This is a genomic window from Micromonospora sp. NPDC049060 (genome assembly GCF_040649055.1).
Taxonomy (GTDB): domain Bacteria; phylum Actinomycetota; class Actinomycetes; order Mycobacteriales; family Micromonosporaceae; genus Micromonospora; species Micromonospora reichwaldensis.
On sequence record NZ_JBEZEV010000019.1, the window covers coordinates 42,576 to 58,280 of the forward strand.

At 67.7% G+C, this 15,705-nt stretch carries 16 protein-coding genes and 1 tRNA gene; 10 read left to right on the plus strand and 7 right to left on the minus strand.

From position 1 onward, the window contains the following. Positions 1 to 25 precede the first annotated feature (25 nt). The 5 genes from AB0B83_RS10935 to AB0B83_RS10955 all read left to right on the plus strand — a co-directional run bounded on the left by AB0B83_RS10935 (position 26) and on the right by AB0B83_RS10955 (position 4,925). On the plus strand, positions 26 to 640 hold the full coding sequence (locus AB0B83_RS10935; RefSeq protein WP_357577983.1) for a hypothetical protein: 615 nt from the start codon (positions 26 to 28) through the stop codon (positions 638 to 640). Further along, entirely contained in the window at positions 637 to 1,167 is a 531-nt protein-coding gene (locus AB0B83_RS10940; protein WP_357577984.1) for a hypothetical protein, read from the plus strand. Before AB0B83_RS10935 ends, AB0B83_RS10940 begins: the two co-directional genes overlap by 4 nt. 52 nt (positions 1,168 to 1,219) lie before the next feature. Continuing rightward, positions 1,220 to 1,771 carry a DUF5872 domain-containing protein gene (locus AB0B83_RS10945; protein ID WP_357577985.1) on the plus strand — a complete coding sequence of 184 codons (552 nt, stop codon included), beginning with the start codon at positions 1,220 to 1,222 and terminating at the stop codon, positions 1,769 to 1,771. A 424-nt stretch (positions 1,772 to 2,195) separates the two neighbouring features. Continuing rightward, positions 2,196 to 3,287, plus strand: a complete 1,092-nt coding sequence (locus AB0B83_RS10950) for a hypothetical protein (protein ID WP_357577986.1) — start codon at positions 2,196 to 2,198, stop codon at positions 3,285 to 3,287. A gap of 345 nt (positions 3,288 to 3,632) precedes the next feature. Continuing rightward, positions 3,633 to 4,925 carry a hypothetical protein gene (locus AB0B83_RS10955; protein ID WP_357577987.1) on the plus strand — a complete coding sequence of 431 codons (1,293 nt, stop codon included), beginning with the start codon at positions 3,633 to 3,635 and terminating at the stop codon, positions 4,923 to 4,925. A 334-nt stretch (positions 4,926 to 5,259) separates the two neighbouring features. Here AB0B83_RS10955 and AB0B83_RS10960 read toward each other — a convergent pair whose 3' ends face one another. The 3 genes from AB0B83_RS10960 to AB0B83_RS10970 all read right to left on the minus strand — a co-directional run bounded on the left by AB0B83_RS10960 (position 5,260) and on the right by AB0B83_RS10970 (position 7,647). Beyond that, entirely contained in the window at positions 5,260 to 6,345 is a 1,086-nt protein-coding gene (locus AB0B83_RS10960; protein ID WP_357577988.1) for a three-Cys-motif partner protein TcmP, read from the minus strand. Positions 6,346 to 6,425: 80 nt separating this feature from the next. Next, positions 6,426 to 7,202 carry a phage Gp37/Gp68 family protein gene (locus AB0B83_RS10965; RefSeq protein WP_357577989.1) on the minus strand — a complete coding sequence of 259 codons (777 nt, stop codon included), beginning with the start codon at positions 7,200 to 7,202 and terminating at the stop codon, positions 6,426 to 6,428. 358 nt (positions 7,203 to 7,560) lie between these two features. Next, a tRNA-Ser gene (locus AB0B83_RS10970) sits at positions 7,561 to 7,647 on the minus strand. Between the two features lie 75 nt (positions 7,648 to 7,722). Between AB0B83_RS10970 and deoD the strand changes: the two genes are divergently transcribed. The 3 genes from deoD to AB0B83_RS10985 all read left to right on the plus strand — a co-directional run bounded on the left by deoD (position 7,723) and on the right by AB0B83_RS10985 (position 9,656). Beyond that, positions 7,723 to 8,430, plus strand: a complete 708-nt coding sequence (gene deoD, locus AB0B83_RS10975) for a purine-nucleoside phosphorylase (protein ID WP_357577990.1) — start codon at positions 7,723 to 7,725, stop codon at positions 8,428 to 8,430. 123 nt (positions 8,431 to 8,553) lie between these two features. Then, the gene (locus AB0B83_RS10980; RefSeq protein ID WP_132238435.1) at positions 8,554 to 9,192 is read left to right on the plus strand and encodes a TetR/AcrR family transcriptional regulator; all 639 of its coding nucleotides are present in this window, start codon (positions 8,554 to 8,556) and stop codon (positions 9,190 to 9,192) included. Then, positions 9,189 to 9,656: a thioesterase family protein gene (locus tag AB0B83_RS10985; protein ID WP_357577991.1), complete on the plus strand. Its 468-nt coding sequence runs from the start codon at positions 9,189 to 9,191 to the stop codon at positions 9,654 to 9,656. The genes AB0B83_RS10980 and AB0B83_RS10985 overlap by 4 nt, the downstream gene beginning before the upstream one ends. A 67-nt stretch (positions 9,657 to 9,723) precedes the next feature. Here AB0B83_RS10985 and AB0B83_RS10990 read toward each other — a convergent pair whose 3' ends face one another. The 4 genes from AB0B83_RS10990 to AB0B83_RS11005 all read right to left on the minus strand — a co-directional run bounded on the left by AB0B83_RS10990 (position 9,724) and on the right by AB0B83_RS11005 (position 11,713). Next, the gene (locus AB0B83_RS10990; protein WP_357578013.1) at positions 9,724 to 10,176 is read right to left on the minus strand and encodes a nucleoside deaminase; all 453 of its coding nucleotides are present in this window, start codon (positions 10,174 to 10,176) and stop codon (positions 9,724 to 9,726) included. A 184-nt stretch (positions 10,177 to 10,360) separates the two neighbouring features. After that, positions 10,361 to 10,888 carry a tRNA adenosine deaminase-associated protein gene (locus AB0B83_RS10995; protein ID WP_357577992.1) on the minus strand — a complete coding sequence of 176 codons (528 nt, stop codon included), beginning with the start codon at positions 10,886 to 10,888 and terminating at the stop codon, positions 10,361 to 10,363. Between the two features lie 122 nt (positions 10,889 to 11,010). Further along, complete coding sequence (locus AB0B83_RS11000; protein WP_357577993.1) at positions 11,011 to 11,178, minus strand: hypothetical protein; 168 nt, start codon at positions 11,176 to 11,178, stop codon at positions 11,011 to 11,013. Between the two features lie 142 nt (positions 11,179 to 11,320). Then, on the minus strand, positions 11,321 to 11,713 hold the full coding sequence (locus AB0B83_RS11005) for a hypothetical protein (protein WP_357577994.1): 393 nt from the start codon (positions 11,711 to 11,713) through the stop codon (positions 11,321 to 11,323). A gap of 60 nt (positions 11,714 to 11,773) precedes the next feature. Between AB0B83_RS11005 and AB0B83_RS11010 the strand changes: the two genes are divergently transcribed. Together AB0B83_RS11010 and AB0B83_RS11015 are read left to right on the plus strand one after the other, a co-directional pair. Next, positions 11,774 to 12,538, plus strand: coding sequence for a peptidoglycan DD-metalloendopeptidase family protein (locus AB0B83_RS11010; RefSeq protein ID WP_357577995.1), 765 nt, complete (start codon positions 11,774 to 11,776; stop codon positions 12,536 to 12,538). A 171-nt stretch (positions 12,539 to 12,709) separates the two neighbouring features. Next, complete coding sequence (locus tag AB0B83_RS11015) at positions 12,710 to 15,646, plus strand: glycosyl hydrolase (RefSeq protein WP_357577996.1); 2,937 nt, start codon at positions 12,710 to 12,712, stop codon at positions 15,644 to 15,646. The last annotated feature ends 59 nt before the right edge of the window (positions 15,647 to 15,705 follow it).

The window sequence follows — 15,705 nt, forward strand, 5'->3', positions numbered from 1 at the left end:
AGGCTGTGGACGGCGGAGGGCTCCCATGGGTTACCAGCTCAGCGCGGTCGTCGCGGACGCCGAGCTGCTCCGCGAGCACACCGCCGACCTGGACCACGCGGTCCTCGGCGAGTTGCGCCAGGACTTCGCGCTGCTGCCGGTCACCCCGCAACTGGTCGAGGAGCTGACCGGGGCGCCACCCGACTACTCGACGGCGGAGCGGTCCCCGGAGACGCCGTTCCACCTGGCGCTCCCGGCGCCCCTCGCCGAGGTCCTCGCCCGCTGGTCGCGGTCGGGTCCGGTGGCGTACCTGGAGGCGGAGTTCCTCGGCGGCGCCGGCTACCAGTCGGCGCTGGTGTGGCTCGGCGGCCAGGTGAGCTGGGGGCCGGGGTTCGACCGCCTCTTCGACGGGCCGCGCCCGGAGTGGCCGCTCAACGCGGCGCTCGCCCGGCTCGGGGCGGAGCCCGGCGCGTGGATCGACCCGTTCGCCGAGCTGGGCCTGCACGTCGAGCGGAGCACCGCCGGCTGGCTGGCGCACGGGCGCCGACGGCTGAGCGCCGACTACTGGGACGAGCTGGCCGAGGAATGGGAAAACCGGCAATCTGCGGGCGGGCAGCAACCTGAACGGCCCGGTCCCGTTGGGGACTGGGGGATTCCATGAAATTGCGACAATTTGGCTTTATCGCCGCGCTGACGACGGCTGCCTGGGTCTCGGGCAGCGGCGTGCACCCGCCGCTGCGCGAGTTGGACGGCCGGCCCGTCGGGGCCGTCGAGGTGGTCGACCTCAACGGCCTGCGCGACGTCGAGTTCGGCGACACCGAGGACGAGCTGACCCGGCGGGGCATCCTGCGCTCCGACGTCGACGCCTGCGGCCCGGCGCTGGCCGGGTACGACACGACCAGTCCCATCTTCGTCGACGACCGGCTGGTGCTGCTCTGGCTCGGCGAGGCGACCCGCACCCCGCAGGGGGTCACCGCCGGCATGCCGGTTGACGAGGTCCGCACCCGCTACCCGGCCGCCCGGGAGTTGGACGCTCCACAGGGGACGTACCGGCTCGACGGGCTGCTCGCCCGGCAGGGCGACCGGGCGTACCTCTTCCTGCACGACGGGCGGGCGGTGAAGAAGATCATCGCCGGGTACGCAGACTGGGCCCAGCGCCTCTTCGACGAGGGCCACAGCCCCTGCTGAGCCCCGCGCAGGCTCGACGAATGAGGATCCCGAGGTGGGGTAACCGCCGGGCATGGCGCGGTACACGAAGCCCGAACTCCGGGAGCAGGTCAAGGAAGAGATCAAGGCCTCCGACAAGGGCGGCCGGCCGGGACAGTGGTCGGCACGCAAGTCGCAGCTGGTCACCCAGGAGTACAAGAGGCGCGGCGGGGGCTTCGTCGGCCCGAAGGACGAACGGCAGAAGTCCCTCCAGCGCTGGGGTGGCGAGCACTGGCAGACCAAGGAGGGCGACACCCGGGCGCGGCACGGCGACGAGACGAGCCGCTACCTGCCCGAACAGGCCTGGAAGGAGCTCTCCGAGAAGGAGAGGCGGGCGACCGACGCCAAGAAGCGGAAGGAATCAAAGACCGGCAAGCAGTACGTCGCCAACACCGGACCGGCCAAACGCGCCCGCCGCAACGCCACGTCGGCCGAACAACTGTCGGAGCTGCCGGTCGCCGAGGCCGCCAAGCTCGTCCGCGACCTCGACAAGGGCCAACTGAAGTCCGCCCTGCGCCGTGAACGCGACGGCAAGTCCCGCAAGACCCTCATCACCCGCCTGGAAAAGGAACTAACCCGCCGCTAACCCCCACCCATCACGGCGTCGATCATGCACTCGTGGTGGGCAATAGCCACCCATACGCCCCTTTCACGGAGCACCACAACTGCATGATCGACGCAGGCAGGGGGCGGGGCGCAGGCAGGGTGCCAGGGGGCACGGGAAGGCGTTGGGTTGGGCATGTGGAACGCCCGGCCGATCCTCGCGGATCTGCCGGGCGTTCTCGCATGTCACGAGCGGTGGCGGCGGGATTTGAACCCGCGGAGGGCGTAAACCCTCACACGCTTTCGAGGTCTGCGATCATGCGTCCAGAACGGTCCTACAACGCACGTGACCAGCGGCTGGGATGTCCGTCGAACCTCGCCGGAGAGTGCTGCACCGCGATGAACGAGACCATGGCTGAGACCATCGGGGTGTTGCGCTCAAAGAGCGGCAGGGCCAACATGGTCCAGTGATTGAGTGGGTGGGTTGGGATTCTGACAAGTGCGCGGGTGCCTTGGGGCAGAGACTGGAACTCGGCGAGGATTTCAGTCCCCACAGCCCAGATCACCTCTCAAGCCTTGGCAAAATGACCGTCGCCGAGTTAAGCGAAGCGCTTGCACCAGTAGCCGAGAGCGAAAAGGGCGAGCTTCGGGAAGCTACACTCTTCATCAGTTTAGCGGATCGACGCCGCCGACCATCTGACGAACCAGCAAGCGTAACTTTTTATTTTCGATTCGATGCCGAGGGTCGACTTGTTGGGGAAGTCGGCATTCTCGACCCATGGATGCAGGTCGAGGCCGAGGCGGAAACCGCGATAGGGCCGCTGATTCGATCATACGGCGTCAAAATACTACGCACCGACTACTCTGAATATCAATCCAGTGGAAACTACATGGAGTTCAGGTTTCAATATCCTAACTCCTGGACCATCGAGAAGGCCCTTGCACTTGCAGAGCTAATCGGCCTAATCGTCGGTCCGGACCAAATTGATCCGAGTTCCCCAGCTGGAGCTTTCTCCCTCCTGGCCTCCGGGCACCACGAAGGCCTCATAGGACAAGCGGAGTCATCCTTCCTTGAGGCCAAAGAAAAGGGATACGGCTTCCAGAACGAAAACCAAAAGCACGAATACGCCATGGACCTAGCCGCACTCGCAAACACAGAAAGGGGGGCACTGCTCATTCTTGGGATAAAAACCGCCAAGAACGCGGCAGGGCAGGACGTAATTACAGGTGCGCCCGGATGCTCCGTTGGGTCGCTGTCAGTAGAGACCTACACCCAGGTGGCGAGACAAAGAATAGTGCCTCCCATAACGGGAGTAGAGTTCCATTTGCTAGAATTCTCAGGACGCCATTTTATGGCAATCCTCATTCCATCCCAACCCGAATACCTTAAGCCCTTCTTAGTGAAAGGGGGGATCACTCTGGAAGGGCGAACGAATGGAGCCTCATTCACGATACCAACCCGAATTGGAGATTCCCGCTGGAACATGTCAGCCGAGGCCGTGCATTCGCTGCTAGTGGCTGCGAGAGCAGCACTGGCCAAGAGTGAACAACTCGGGTGACTCTCCTAGATTTTGCCTCGACCATACAGCCGTGACTTGAGGTGGATGAGCTTAGCAGCCTCATACAGGAGTCGGCTGTAAGCAAGTTTGCGATGAGCGCATGGAAAGAGCTGACCGACATGGCTAGGTGCCTGCATGACTGTAATTTATGAGTCGACCGATGGCTCTCGGCGCGTGTCCGTTCATCTCGATACGGATGGTAGGCGAGTCGTCGAACAACGGATTAGGATGAGTGATGGGCGGCCTGCCGTGATACGGCACCATCACCCAGATGTCCTTACCCACCCTTACTTCGTTGAAGGCATAAACTCCGAGGCTTGCCTATACCAAGGAAGTTTCGGATTTGTGGAGGACTCCAATCCGACCTTGCTTGAGGGTGACATCCGCTTCAAATGGGATCCAAGCACCCGTACTGTTGCTCACGGCTCTCGGGACACTTCATTTAAGGACCTTCATGACAGTCTGAAGCCATCGAACGCCACGACCTTATGGCGGGACTTGCCTACCGTAAGTTTTCCGGTCGATGCCGAGTTGTTTATCCGGTCCATGGACTGCACCCCGAACGATCCTCCAGAAAAGTCGTCGACGTATCAAGAGATCCTCGGGTCCCAGGAAATTGGCGTTGGTCCTGTTGACAGAATCGGGTTTCTAATCCCGAATGGCTGGGATGCCCATGACGGCAGCATGGTTTGCAGTCCAGATAATCTCACGCATTCTTGGAACGCGCGTCTAGAGGTACAGGTATGTGATTGGTCGATTAGAATCGATCGAACCAAGCAAGCTAGCCGTAAGGCTTTCTGGAAGGACTTGAAGAGCGCGGGCGGTCGTGCCGTCACCCATGTCGGTGAGCTTCGCAGGGCAGACGGGGAAGAGTTTGAACCAGAAGACGCGGCAACTGTCTTGGAATCTATTCGGATCTTGCTGAACGTCGCGGCGGGACGCCGCATCAACCCGGTTCTGCCCGTAGGCTGGCGGGGCGACCAGGTTGTATGGGCAAGGTGGACAGCGCCGCCGGTAGACAGAATGGCGCTGGTCGATTCCTGGCTCGATCCTTCAGTCGCGTCCAAGCAAGTAAGCGAGCTGCTAGAACGCGGCTTGGATTATCTGTCTACGCCAAGCCATCAAAACGCCCTCCGGTACGCCGCTTCGTATTACGTCAGTGCGAATGCAGACGTAGATGTTGAGCCGGCGCTCGGTCTTGCTGTATCCGGCCTGCAGCTACTGGCACACCAACGTCTGGTAAACGAGAAAAGGAAGTACCGGTCCTCTAAAGCGTTTGCGAATGCAGCATCAAACACGGAAGGCGAGATTCGAGAGTTTTTGGGCGAGTGTCAGATTGACACCGCCATCCCTCCGCACCTTACCGAGCTACAAGCGGCGGCGGCAGCTGCTATGCCAGCCAACCAAGGAGTTGCGCGGGATGCCCTTAGCGCTGTTATCTACCTCCGGAATAGGACAGTCCATCCGACCAGAACGCTGGACAGTTGGAGCGTCTACGCCTGGGCCGAAGCTAGCATGGTTGCGCGACATTTCCTAAGGCTTGGCATCCTCAATATGCTTAGTTACGGGGGGCAGCACAAGTCCGCGTTATCGCTTAATCGTTGGGTTGGCTCAGTTGACCCTGTCCCTTGGGTCTAACACGAACGGCCGCCACGCTGGTTCCGAAACTGTGTGTGGCGGCCCGCAGGTGTTTCCCTCAGCAGCTAGGCGCTGGAAGCAGTAAGACCCGGCGATGGCGGGCCGATACCAACACCTGACCGCCCAAGTCCGCCGAGACATCGCCCAGCGGGTCGGCGGGCTGCTTTGGGACAGGCCGCAGGGCCGGGATGACTAGTTCCGCCGCGATTCGCAAGTCACTCATAAGCCTTCGGTTCTAACCATCCACGGTGTGGCTGTGCTGGCACCATTCGTGCCAGCACAGCCCGCCGCTTAGCTTAGTTACCAAGACCCGCCGAGACAGCGCCCAAGAGACTTATTGCTGTGCAAGCGAAACGAGGGAGAGCCTCCGTAGGGCGCCTCCATCCTTGACCCTGACCGTCCCTTGATCAACCAACGGCTTTAGCGCTCTGATGACATGCTCCGGCCGGTACACGGTCTCGAACAGCGAGAAATTTCGCAGGGCTTCTACTTGCATCTCTCCGCTCTTTTGCAGTTTTTGAACTAGTAGTCGGGCTAGCGGCCCGAGCTGTGGTTGATCAACGTCGAACAACGCCTCGGCCTGCTCATCGCGTGGATCGCGGAAGCCGACCCCCTGCGCACGGTCGACCTCCCAGAGGCTGTCCTTCATCTTCTGCACCCCAAGTGGGTGTCCGGTACCAAAGATGAGGTAAAGAGGTTGCCCCTTCCTAGGGATCAACTCGAAGTCCAACAGGTACGAAAAACCTGCCTCCTGTAGAGCTTTCCGGTAGCAGGTCAGGATGTGTCGGCTCTTCGCGCCAGGAGCTAGGTCCACGACCGCTCGCCACTCGGGGTTGCCACCGAAAACCTCATCCCCGGCTTCACCGAGATTGGTAACGAAGCGGACGAAATGTTGCGGGAAGAGGGTAATGATTACTTCGCTAGAAATATTCGCAGCAAGCCGCTGCAAGAGCTTGTACGGCACTGGCGCATTACCCCAGGAGTCAAGGTTAGCGAAAATCGGCTGGCCCCAAGCGTTCATCTCATCGAGGGTGGCCTCAAGGTGCGTGGCACACGTACCCTTGACAGTCCTTACAGGCATCGCATCTCTCGATCGAGGCCGCTCAGGGAAGGCTTTTCTAAGCGTATCCCCCAGCATGTCGATGCATCGCTGATCATCGTCGATGAAGACAAACCGGGCGACACCCTTGGTCGCCGAAACCTTGTCAATGAGCGCTCGCATAGCAATGACAGGCGAGCCCGGCTCCCCACCGCTGTACACGCCAGGGCCGGAGAAGCCCTCAGCGTAGGTGACCGACGGGTACGCGTTAGCGCCAGCCAGGAGGATTGGGAACCACCGTTCAAGATAGCGGCGATAGATGTTGTGCTTGGCGACCGTGTGCGGCTCGCACAGCCATGGCACCTCACCGTTGACAGGCATCAGCCCTCCCGACTGCCGAAGGTCCGGATCAGTGTCTCATCACGGCCCCGCTTTGTGGAACTCCCGAGAGGGCTGCGGTATCACCGACTAGCAGTTTCCAGCCGGTTGGCGCTCCTATTGCGGGCTACCGGCATCTCTGAGTGCTCGCGTCCGTCGAGATCACGGCCGCCAGCCTTCGGCGTGCGGCCGCCCCACTGCTTGAAGAAGAAGGCTGTCCTTGCTGCGGCGCATTGGTCTCGTAGCGCTCGCACCCATTCCGGATCCACGGGACGGCAGTTGCGCCCGGACTCACCGCCGACGATGAGCCAGTCGATGCCAGTTAGGTCCAGGTCAGCAAGCGGGCCAAGCAGTGGCTCTGCAGAGACGAAGCGCACGGCGGCGGGAACCCGCCGCAAATGATCAATGCGCTCCACCTCGCCGGCGCCCTCCACGCTGACACCCATCCACACGTTCGAGGGCCAGGCAAGCTGATGCGCCACCTTTGCCAGCCTTGCCGCACGTTTCGTGAGCAGCTGGTACGTGTGTCGAGGGGTCTCCCGCATGACCTCGAACACCTGCTGCACGTAGCTCAACGGCACCCGAGCGTGGAACAGGTCAGACATCGAGTTGACGAACACGAGCCGTGGGTCTCGCCACCGCCGAGGAATGTCTAGCGCGTCCGCGTGGACAGCCACGCCGAAGCCGGGGCCAGAGGTTCGTGGATCGCCATCGGTCTGGTACTTAGCTGATCCCATGGCCTTCAGCCGCTTGGCCAAGGCAAGAGCGTAGCAATTGTCACATCCCGCAGAGATGCGGTCACATCCTGTCGTGGGGTTCCATGTGGCTTCTGTCCACTCAATGGCACTTCGATCAGCCACCTCCTCACCTCCTTTGATCTAGACATCTTGTCGAACATCCGTACGGCACGGAAGGGCTACGCGCTGACGTGCCGGCCGATCTCCGGGGACCGCCGTGCCGCCCATCAGCGCCTCACGCGCTTGCACGGTCATGTTCGTCGTTCGTCCCAGACCACCAGCGGTTCTGCCAAACCTCTGATCTTGACTGCCCAAGCAGCCAACGAGTCAGATGGGTCAGGGCGCCCGAGGCAACGAGGCACCGGGGCTGCGACAGGGCAGTTGGAGTGAACCGAACCCTCACTGAGACCGAAACTGAGACCACAAGCGGAACGCCCGGTGCGATCCTCGCGGATCGACCGGGCGTCTTCGCACTTCAGAGCGGTGGCGGAGGGATTTGAACCCTCGGAGGGCGTAAACCCTCACACGCTTTCGAGGCGTGCTCCTTAGGCCGCTCGGACACGCCACCGCCGAGAAGGGTACATGACCCCGGGTTCGGACGCCGAACCGGTATGCCGCGGGGCGGCCTGGCAGGATCCTTGCCATGAGTACGCACATCGGCGCGAAGCCGGGAGAGATCGCCGAGCGGGTCCTGATGCCGGGCGACCCGCTGCGGGCGAAGTGGATCGCGGAGACCTACCTCGAGGGCGCGCGGTGCTACTCGACGGTCCGGGGCATGCTGGGCTTCACCGGCCGCCACAACGGCGTCGAGGTCTCCGTCCAGGGCTCCGGCATGGGCATGCCCTCCGCCTCCATCTACGCCCACGAGCTGGTCAACGAGTACGGCGTGAAGAGCCTGATCCGGGTCGGCTCCTGCGGGGCCCTGACCGAGGATCTGCGGCTGCGCGACGTGATCGCGGCGATCGGCTCGTCCACCGACTCGAACATGAACCGGATGCGCTTCGACGGGTTGATCGACTACGCCCCGGTGGCCGACTTCGGGCTGCTGCGTACGTCGGTCGAGGTGGCCGAGCGGCGCGGCATCGCGATGCGGGTCGGGCCGATCCTGGCGGCGGACGCCTTCTACACCGACCGCCCGGACCTCTACGACAGCCTCGCCGACTACGGCGTGCTGGCGGTGGAGATGGAGTCGGCGGCGCTCTACACGATCGCCGCACGGTTCAAGGCCCGCGCGCTGACGCTGCTGACGGTCAGCGACCACATCAAGACCGGCGAGAAGACCACCTCCGAGGAGCGGGAGCAGACCTTCAGCCAGATGGTCGAGATCGCCCTGGACACGATCATCGCCTGATCCTCGTCGGCCCCGACGCCGCCCGCCGTCCGTCCCCGGATGGCGGGCGGCGTCGCTGTGTCGTGACCACGGTCACGCCAAGAAACTATACGAACGGTCGTGCTTATTGATTAGCCTGTGCCCATGACAGTCGACGGACGCGTCGCGCGGGGCGACCGGACCCGCACCGCCGCGCTGGACGCCGCCGTGGTCCTCGCCACCGAGGTCGGGCTGCACGGGCTCTCCCTCGCCCAGCTCGCCGACGCGCTCGGCGTCAGCAAGTCCGGCCTCTTCGCGCACTGGGGTTCCAAGGAGGCGCTCCAGCTCGCCACGGTCGACCGGGCGGTCGAGCAGCAGCGGGAACGGGTCATCGAGCCGGCCCTGCGCGCCCCCCGGGGCGTACGGCGGCTCTGGGCGCTGCACCAGGCCCGGATCGACTTCTTCGCCGCCCGGGTGCTCCCCGGCGGCTGCTTCTTCGCCAGCGCCGACTTCGAGTACAACGCGCGTCCCGGCCCGGTCCGGGACCGGCTCGCCGAGGTGTTCGGCCGCTGGACCGCGTTCCTCGAACAGCTCGTCCGCGAGGCGGTCGCCGCCGGCGAGCTGCCCGCCGACGTGGACGTCGCGCAGCTGGCGTACGAGATCGACGCGCTCGGGATCACCGCCGCGATGCGCTCCCGGCTGCTGGACCCCGACACCGCCTACCGGCACGCCCGCCAGGGCCTGCTGAACCGCCTGCGGGCACTGTGCCCCGATCCGACCCTGCTACCGGAAGGCATCTCATGAGCCACGCCATCGTCGACCAGCCCGCCGTCGAGTTCGGTCACGTCGCGCACGTCGCGGTGCACTTCGACGACCTCGACGCGTTCGGCCTGCTGCACAACGCCCGGTACGCGGTGCTGCTCGAACGGGCCCTGACCGGGTACTGGGCGGACCACGGTGTCGCGTTCCAGGCCGGCCAGCAGAGCGCACCGGACGTGTTCCACGCCGTCCGCGAGTTCACCATCACCTACCGGGCCCCGGTCACCGGGACCGGCCCCGTGGCGGTGCACTTCTGGCTCGACCAGTTCGGCACCAGCAGCGCCCGGTACGCCTACCGGTTCCACTCGGTCGACGGACGCATCGTGCACGCGGAGGGCCAGCGGTCGATCGTCCGGGTCGACCCGGCGACCCTGCGCCCCGCCCCCTGGACCGACACCGCCCGCGCGGTCGCCGCGACCCTGCTCCGGCCCGCCCCGGCCGACGCCTGAGCCCGATCACCGGCCCGTCCCCCGCAGCCCGGGCGGCCCGCCCGAGGGGTCAGGAAGGGGCCCTTCCCTACACCCGGAAGAAGGCGCGCAGGATGGCGGCGCTCTCCGACTCCAGGATGCCGCCGTAGACCTCCGGCCGGTGGTTGAGCCGGCGGTCGCGCAGCACGTCCCACAGCGACCCGGCGGCCCCGGTCTTGGGCTCCCAGGCGCCGAAGACCACTGTGGACACCCGGGCCAGCACCAGCGCACCCGCGCACATCGTGCAGGGTTCCAGGGTGACGACCAGGGTGCAGCCGTCGAGCCGCCAGCGGCCGAGCCGTCCGGCGGCCCGGCGCAGCGCCAGCACCTCGGCGTGCGCGGTCGGGTCACCGGTCAACTCCCGCTCGTTGCGCCCGATCGCCAGTTCGGCGCCGTCCGGCCCGTAGAGCACGGCGCCGACCGGGATGTCGTCGGCAGCGTCGGGGCCGGTGTCCGCGGGGCTGTCGGGGCCGGTCACGGCGACCGCCAGGGCCCGCCGCATCCACAGCTCGTGCCGCTGCCGCCGGCCGGCGCCATCCGGCTCGGCCAGCCCCTCGTGGGCGCCGGGCCCGACCCGGCCCGCCGCGCCGGGGGTCGGCTGACCAGGGCGTACGGTGCCCAGCGCCGGATCGGTGGCGTCGGCCGGCTCGGCGCCGCCCGTACCGGCCCGGCCGGGCCCGGACGGCTCAGACCTCACGCAGTTCCTCGACCTCGTCGGCGCAGCCGAGCACCTGGCACACCTCGGCGGTGACGTCGCCCGGCATCATGCCCTCCTGCGCGCAGAGGTTGAGCAGCTTCTGCGCGGGGATGCCCAGGTCGGCCAGCAGGTCCGCCTCGCCGACCGGGTCGGCCTCGGGGTCGACGGCGGGCTGCTCGGTGTCGTCGTCGCCGCGGCCGGACGGGCGCGGTTCGTCGGTGTCGTCGAGCCCGGTCACCGAGGTCTTCAGGTCCCCGACCAGCAGGGCGCCCAGCCGGGACTCCTCCGCGTAGGCCGAGTCGGAGCCGAAGACCCGCAGGTCCTCCCCCTCGTCCAGGCGCATGATCACCAGGTACGTGTCGTCGGCCTCGACGAAGAGCAGCGACAGGTCGGCGTCGGAGTCGACGTCGCGCAGCCGGTCGGCGACGTCCTCGATGTCGGTGACCCCCCGCAGGTTCACCTCGGCGGCCGTCCAACCGCTGTCGTCACGTACGACGGCCGCAGCGAAGTACGACACGGTTCCCCCAAAAGAGCCTCGGCAGGCCGACCCGTTACGCGTGCACGTTAGCCGGTCGGGTCGGCAGGCGACCGGTCAACGCCCCGAAGGGCCGGTCAATCCTGGGGAAAGTCTGCCGTTCGTCAGCCGGAGACCCGGCGGCGGGTGGCGATCAGCTCCCGCAGGCGCTCGCTGCGCACCCGCTGCGGCCGTACGCGCTGGCGTACCGCCCGGGCGCCCGCCAACTCGGCGAGGAGCTGCTGGCGACGGCGGCTGCGCTCGGGATCGAGCCGCGGAGTGGTCCAGGCCATAACGCCGAGGGTGCCGAGTTCGGGCGGCCACGTCAAGGCAGGATTCGCTGCGCAGCCGGCCCGCGACGCAGCGCAGCCACGGGCCCGCCGCAACGGGCGCCGGTAGGCGGGTCGCCGCTGGGCGGGACGGGCCGGACCGGGCTCACCAGAGCGGCCAGTCCCCGCTCGACGCCCACCGCACCGCCACGATGGCGGCGGCGATGCTCCACCCGCCGGCGGTGACGATCGCGATGCCGGTGGCCACGCCCCGGTCGCCCGCGCGGACCAGCAGCAGCGCGGCCAGCCAGGCCAGGCCGCCGGCCAGCAGCGTCCACCAGGCGTACCCGGGCACGCTGCGGCCGAGCAGGCCGAACAGGAGCAGCCAGACGGTCGCCACAGCGGCGCCGGACGCGACGCCCGCGCCGGTGACCGGGTGCGGCTCGCGGTAGGTGGGCTGGGACGGCGGCGCGGACGGGAAGAGCCCCGAGGGGACCCGTGGCGCCGGCCGGAACCCGGCGTCCGGCTCGGGCGGGAAGGCGTACCGTCCGGTCGTCATCGACCCCTCCCCTTCTGCCGCGCACCTCCACCACCGTACCGACTCTGCGAGGATGACCGGATGCCCTCGCCGACGATCGGACGCCGCGCGCGTCCGGCGTACCCGGTCCTGCTGGTGCTGGTGCCGGTGCTGGCCGCCGGCTGCGCGACGACGCGGCCCGGAACGACGCCCGGCGCACCCCGGCCGAGCCTGCCGGCGACGGCCGGGCAGCCCGCGCCGCCGGCCGTCACCCCGACCGGCGCTCCCACCCCGACCAGCGCCGCCGCCCCGACCGGTCCGTCGACCGCGCCGACCCGCGCCGGGCTGCCGCACGTCTTCCCGGTACGCGCGGCGAACGTCGCCTACCACCCGACCCACTCGGCCTACCCGGGGACGGACATCTTCGCCGACTGCGGCGAGCCGGTCGTGGCGGTGACCGACGGCGTCCTGCTGGAGGTCAGCCGGGTCGACCGGTTCGACAGGCGCGGGCCGCGGGGGCCGCACAACGGCGGGCTGTCGGTGTCGCTGCTCGGCGACGACGGGGTGCGCTACTACGGCTCGCACCTGCGCCGCGTCGCCGACGGCATCGACGCCGGGGTGCGGGTGCGCGCCGGGCAGCGGCTCGGCGAGGTGGGCCGGACCGGGAACGCAAACAACGTGTGCCACCTGCACTTCGGCATCTCTCCGCCGTGCACGGGCCGGGACGGCTGGTGGATCCGCCGGGGCGTGGTCTGGCCGGCGCCGTACCTGAACTCGTGGCGGCGCAAGGGCAACAAGGAACCGGCCGCCGAGGTGGCCGCCTGGCACCGCCGGCACGGCTGCCCGAAGGCGCCGCCGACCGCCTGACGACCCGCTCCGGTTTGTCGTCATCAGCGCTTCATCGCTGGGAAACATTGACGAAAGTCTCGCCGCTGGGCTAGCGTCCCGCTTCAAGAGAGCGCTCTCTCAAGCAACTTTCCTCACAATTCGCCGTAAAACGCGCCCGTCCCCGACCGGCGCCACCCGACCGGAGGCACTGTGACACCTCCTGCGACACGCCGCACCTGGGCGGTGGCGGCCACCTCCGCCCTCGCCCTCGTCCTCGGCGGCCTCGCCGTCGTGACCACCACCCCCGCCCAGGCCGCCACCGTCGGCGCCGGCAGCTACACCACCGACCGCGTGGGCCCCCTGCCCAGCGGTTGCGGAGACATGACCACCAACCCCCGGCAGTTCGCCACCGCCGACGCGCCCCCCGGGCCGATCCCCACCAACGACTGGTGGTCGTCACTGCTGTGGAAGCGGACGAACTGCTCCTACAGCGAGCCGCTGCACGCGCACCCCGTCTCCTACCAGGCCTTCGGCGACGGCCTCGGCCTCTCGGCCACCTCCACCCCCACGATCACCGGCACCGCGACCGGGGTCGGCGAGTTCAAGTACTCCTACTCCGAGGACATCCGCGTCGGCCTCGCCGCGCTCGGCGCCCCCGTCGTCAAGGTCGACGGCTGGACCGACTGGACGGTCACCCCGTACTGGAACGACGGCGCCCGAACCCTGCGCGCCACCATCGGCCACGGCCTGCCGATCTCGTACTTCCGCGCCAGCGGCGGCGACGCGCTGATCAACGCCACCGGTGGCGGCGCCACGGTCTGGTCGAACAGCGGCGCCACGATCGGCTTCACCGTCCGGGGGCACGACTACGTCGCGTACGCGCCCACCGGCGCCACCTGGTCCGTCAACGGTGGACGGATCACCTCCACCCTGGCCGGCAAGGGCTACTTCTCGGTCGCCCTGCTGCCCAGCACGCCGAGCACCGACGCCGCGTCCCGCGCCGAACTGGCCACCACCTACGGCCGGTACGCCCACGCCCACGTGACCGGCACCCGCGTCTCGTACGCCTACGACCAGGCGACCAGCACCGTCAACACCACGTACGCCTTCACCACGACCGCCCGGGAGGGCACCGCCAACCGGACGGTCGTCAGCCTCTACCCGCACCAGTGGCGGTCGCTGACCGGCTCCACCCCGCTGGCGCTCACCTACCCGTCGGCGCGCGGCCGGATGAAGGTCCTCGCCGGCGTCGACTCGTTCCGCACCTCGATGAAGTTCAACGGCGTACTGCCGGAGGTGCCCGCCGTGGCGACCGGCACCGGGGAGGACCTGACCACGCTGCGCAACCACCTGGCGGCCGTCCGGGGCAACCCGATGGACCAGCGCGGCGGCGACACCTACTGGACGGGCAAGGGCCTGGGCCGGGCCGCCCGGATCGCCGAGATCGCCGACCAGGTGGGCGACGCCGAGACCCGTACCGCAGCGCTGAACGCCATCCGGAGCACGCTCACCGACTGGCTCACCGCCTCACCCGGGGAGGCCTCGAAGGTCTTCCACTACGACCGCAACTGGGGCACCCTGATCGGCTACCCGGCGTCGTACGGCTCCGACCAGGAACTCAACGACCACCACTTCCACTACGGCTACTACATCGCCGCCGCCGCCACACTGGCCAAGTTCGACCCGGCCTGGGCCCGGCAGGACCAGTACGGCGGCATGATCGACCTGCTGATCCGGGACGCGAACAACTACGACCGCACCGACAACCGCTTCCCGTACCTGCGCGACTTCGACATCTACGCCGGGCACGACTGGGCCGCCGGACACGGCTCGTTCCACGCCGGCAACAACCAGGAGTCCTCGTCCGAGGGAATGAACTTCGCCAACGCCCTCATCCAGTGGGGGCAGGCGACCGGCAACACCGCCGTACGCGACGCCGGCATCTTCATCCACACCACCCAGGCCGCGGCGATCCACGAGTACTGGTTCGACGTGACGAACGAGAACTACCCGGCGGCGTTCGGGCACTCCACGGTCGGCATGGTCTGGGGTGACGGCGGCGCGTACGCCACCTGGTTCAGCGCCGACCCGGAGATGATCCAGGGCATCAACATGCTCCCGGTCACGGGCGGGCACCTCTACCTCGGGCAGTACCCGGCGTCCAACCGCGCCAACTACCAGGAACTGGTGCGCAACAACGGCGGCGAACCGACGGTGTGGCAGGACATCCTCTGGCAGTTCCTGGCGCTCGGCGACCCGGACGCGGCACTGACGAAGCTGCGCGCGAACCCCGGGTACACGCCGGAGGAGGGCGAGAGCCGGGCGCACACCTTCCACTGGATCCGCAACCTCGCGGCCCTCGGGACGGTGCACACCCCGGTCACGGCCAACCACCCGCTGGCGGCGGTGTTCCAGCGCAACGGCGCGCGCACCTACGTGGCGAGCAACATCACCGCCGTACCGCTGACGGTCACGTTCTCCGACGGCACCCGGCTCGCCGTGCCCGCCGGAAAGACGGCGACCAGCGGGGCGCACACCTGGAGCGGTGGCACCGCGACCGGCGGGGTCAGCGGCACGACGCCGCCCACGACCACCCCGCCCACGACGGCTCCGCCGACGACGGCCCCGCCCACCACGGCTCCGCCGACGACCCCGCCGCCCACCACCCCGCCGCCGGCGGACTTCCCCACCCGGTACCTGCTGCCGGGCGGCGGACTGGCCGCGGCCGGCAGCCCCGCGACCGTCACGGTGGCCGGCGCGGGCGGCGCGAACCACGACGGAACGCCGAGCAACCCGCAGGTGTTCACCGCGACGGGCCTGGATCTGGCGTACGCCGGCGGCCAGACCACGTTCGACCTGTTCCTCGACGCCGGCAACGCGGTCGGCAACGGGGTGCAGGTGCGGGTCTCCTACGACCTGACCGGCAACGGCAGCTGGGAGCGGGTGGAGACGTACCGCTACTTCGCCACCGACCCGGTTCCCGGGTACGAGCGCTACACCCAGCAGAGCGGCCTGCACTCCGCCACCGGCGCCCTCGGCAACCTGTCGAACGGCACCGTGCGGGTGGAGGTCTGGTCGGCGATCGGGAACAACCCGACCACCCTCGGCATCGGCGACAGGTCGCTGGTGAAGCTGCCGCACTCCTGATTCCGTGGCCCTCCGCTGATTCCATGGCCCTCCGCGCCGTCGGTCGTCCCGCGACCGGC

Coding starts and splice junctions, on each gene's coding strand:
- AB0B83_RS10935 (WP_357577983.1), top strand. CDS start 26: ATGGGTTACCAGCTCAGCGCGGTCGTCGCGGACGCCGAGCTGCTCCGC.
- deoD (WP_357577990.1), top strand. CDS start 7,723: ATGAGTACGCACATCGGCGCGAAGCCGGGAGAGATCGCCGAGCGGGTC.
- AB0B83_RS10940 (WP_357577984.1), top strand. CDS start 637: ATGAAATTGCGACAATTTGGCTTTATCGCCGCGCTGACGACGGCTGCC.
- AB0B83_RS11000 (WP_357577993.1), bottom strand. CDS start 11,178: ATGGCCTGGACCACTCCGCGGCTCGATCCCGAGCGCAGCCGCCGTCGC.
- AB0B83_RS11005 (WP_357577994.1), bottom strand. CDS start 11,713: ATGACGACCGGACGGTACGCCTTCCCGCCCGAGCCGGACGCCGGGTTC.
- AB0B83_RS11010 (WP_357577995.1), top strand. CDS start 11,774: ATGCCCTCGCCGACGATCGGACGCCGCGCGCGTCCGGCGTACCCGGTC.
- AB0B83_RS10960 (WP_357577988.1), bottom strand. CDS start 6,345: ATGCCTGTCAACGGTGAGGTGCCATGGCTGTGCGAGCCGCACACGGTC.
- AB0B83_RS10945 (WP_357577985.1), top strand. CDS start 1,220: ATGGCGCGGTACACGAAGCCCGAACTCCGGGAGCAGGTCAAGGAAGAG.
- AB0B83_RS10980 (WP_132238435.1), top strand. CDS start 8,554: ATGACAGTCGACGGACGCGTCGCGCGGGGCGACCGGACCCGCACCGCC.
- AB0B83_RS10985 (WP_357577991.1), top strand. CDS start 9,189: ATGAGCCACGCCATCGTCGACCAGCCCGCCGTCGAGTTCGGTCACGTC.
- AB0B83_RS10990 (WP_357578013.1), bottom strand. CDS start 10,176: ATGCGGCGGGCCCTGGCGGTCGCCGTGACCGGCCCCGACAGCCCCGCG.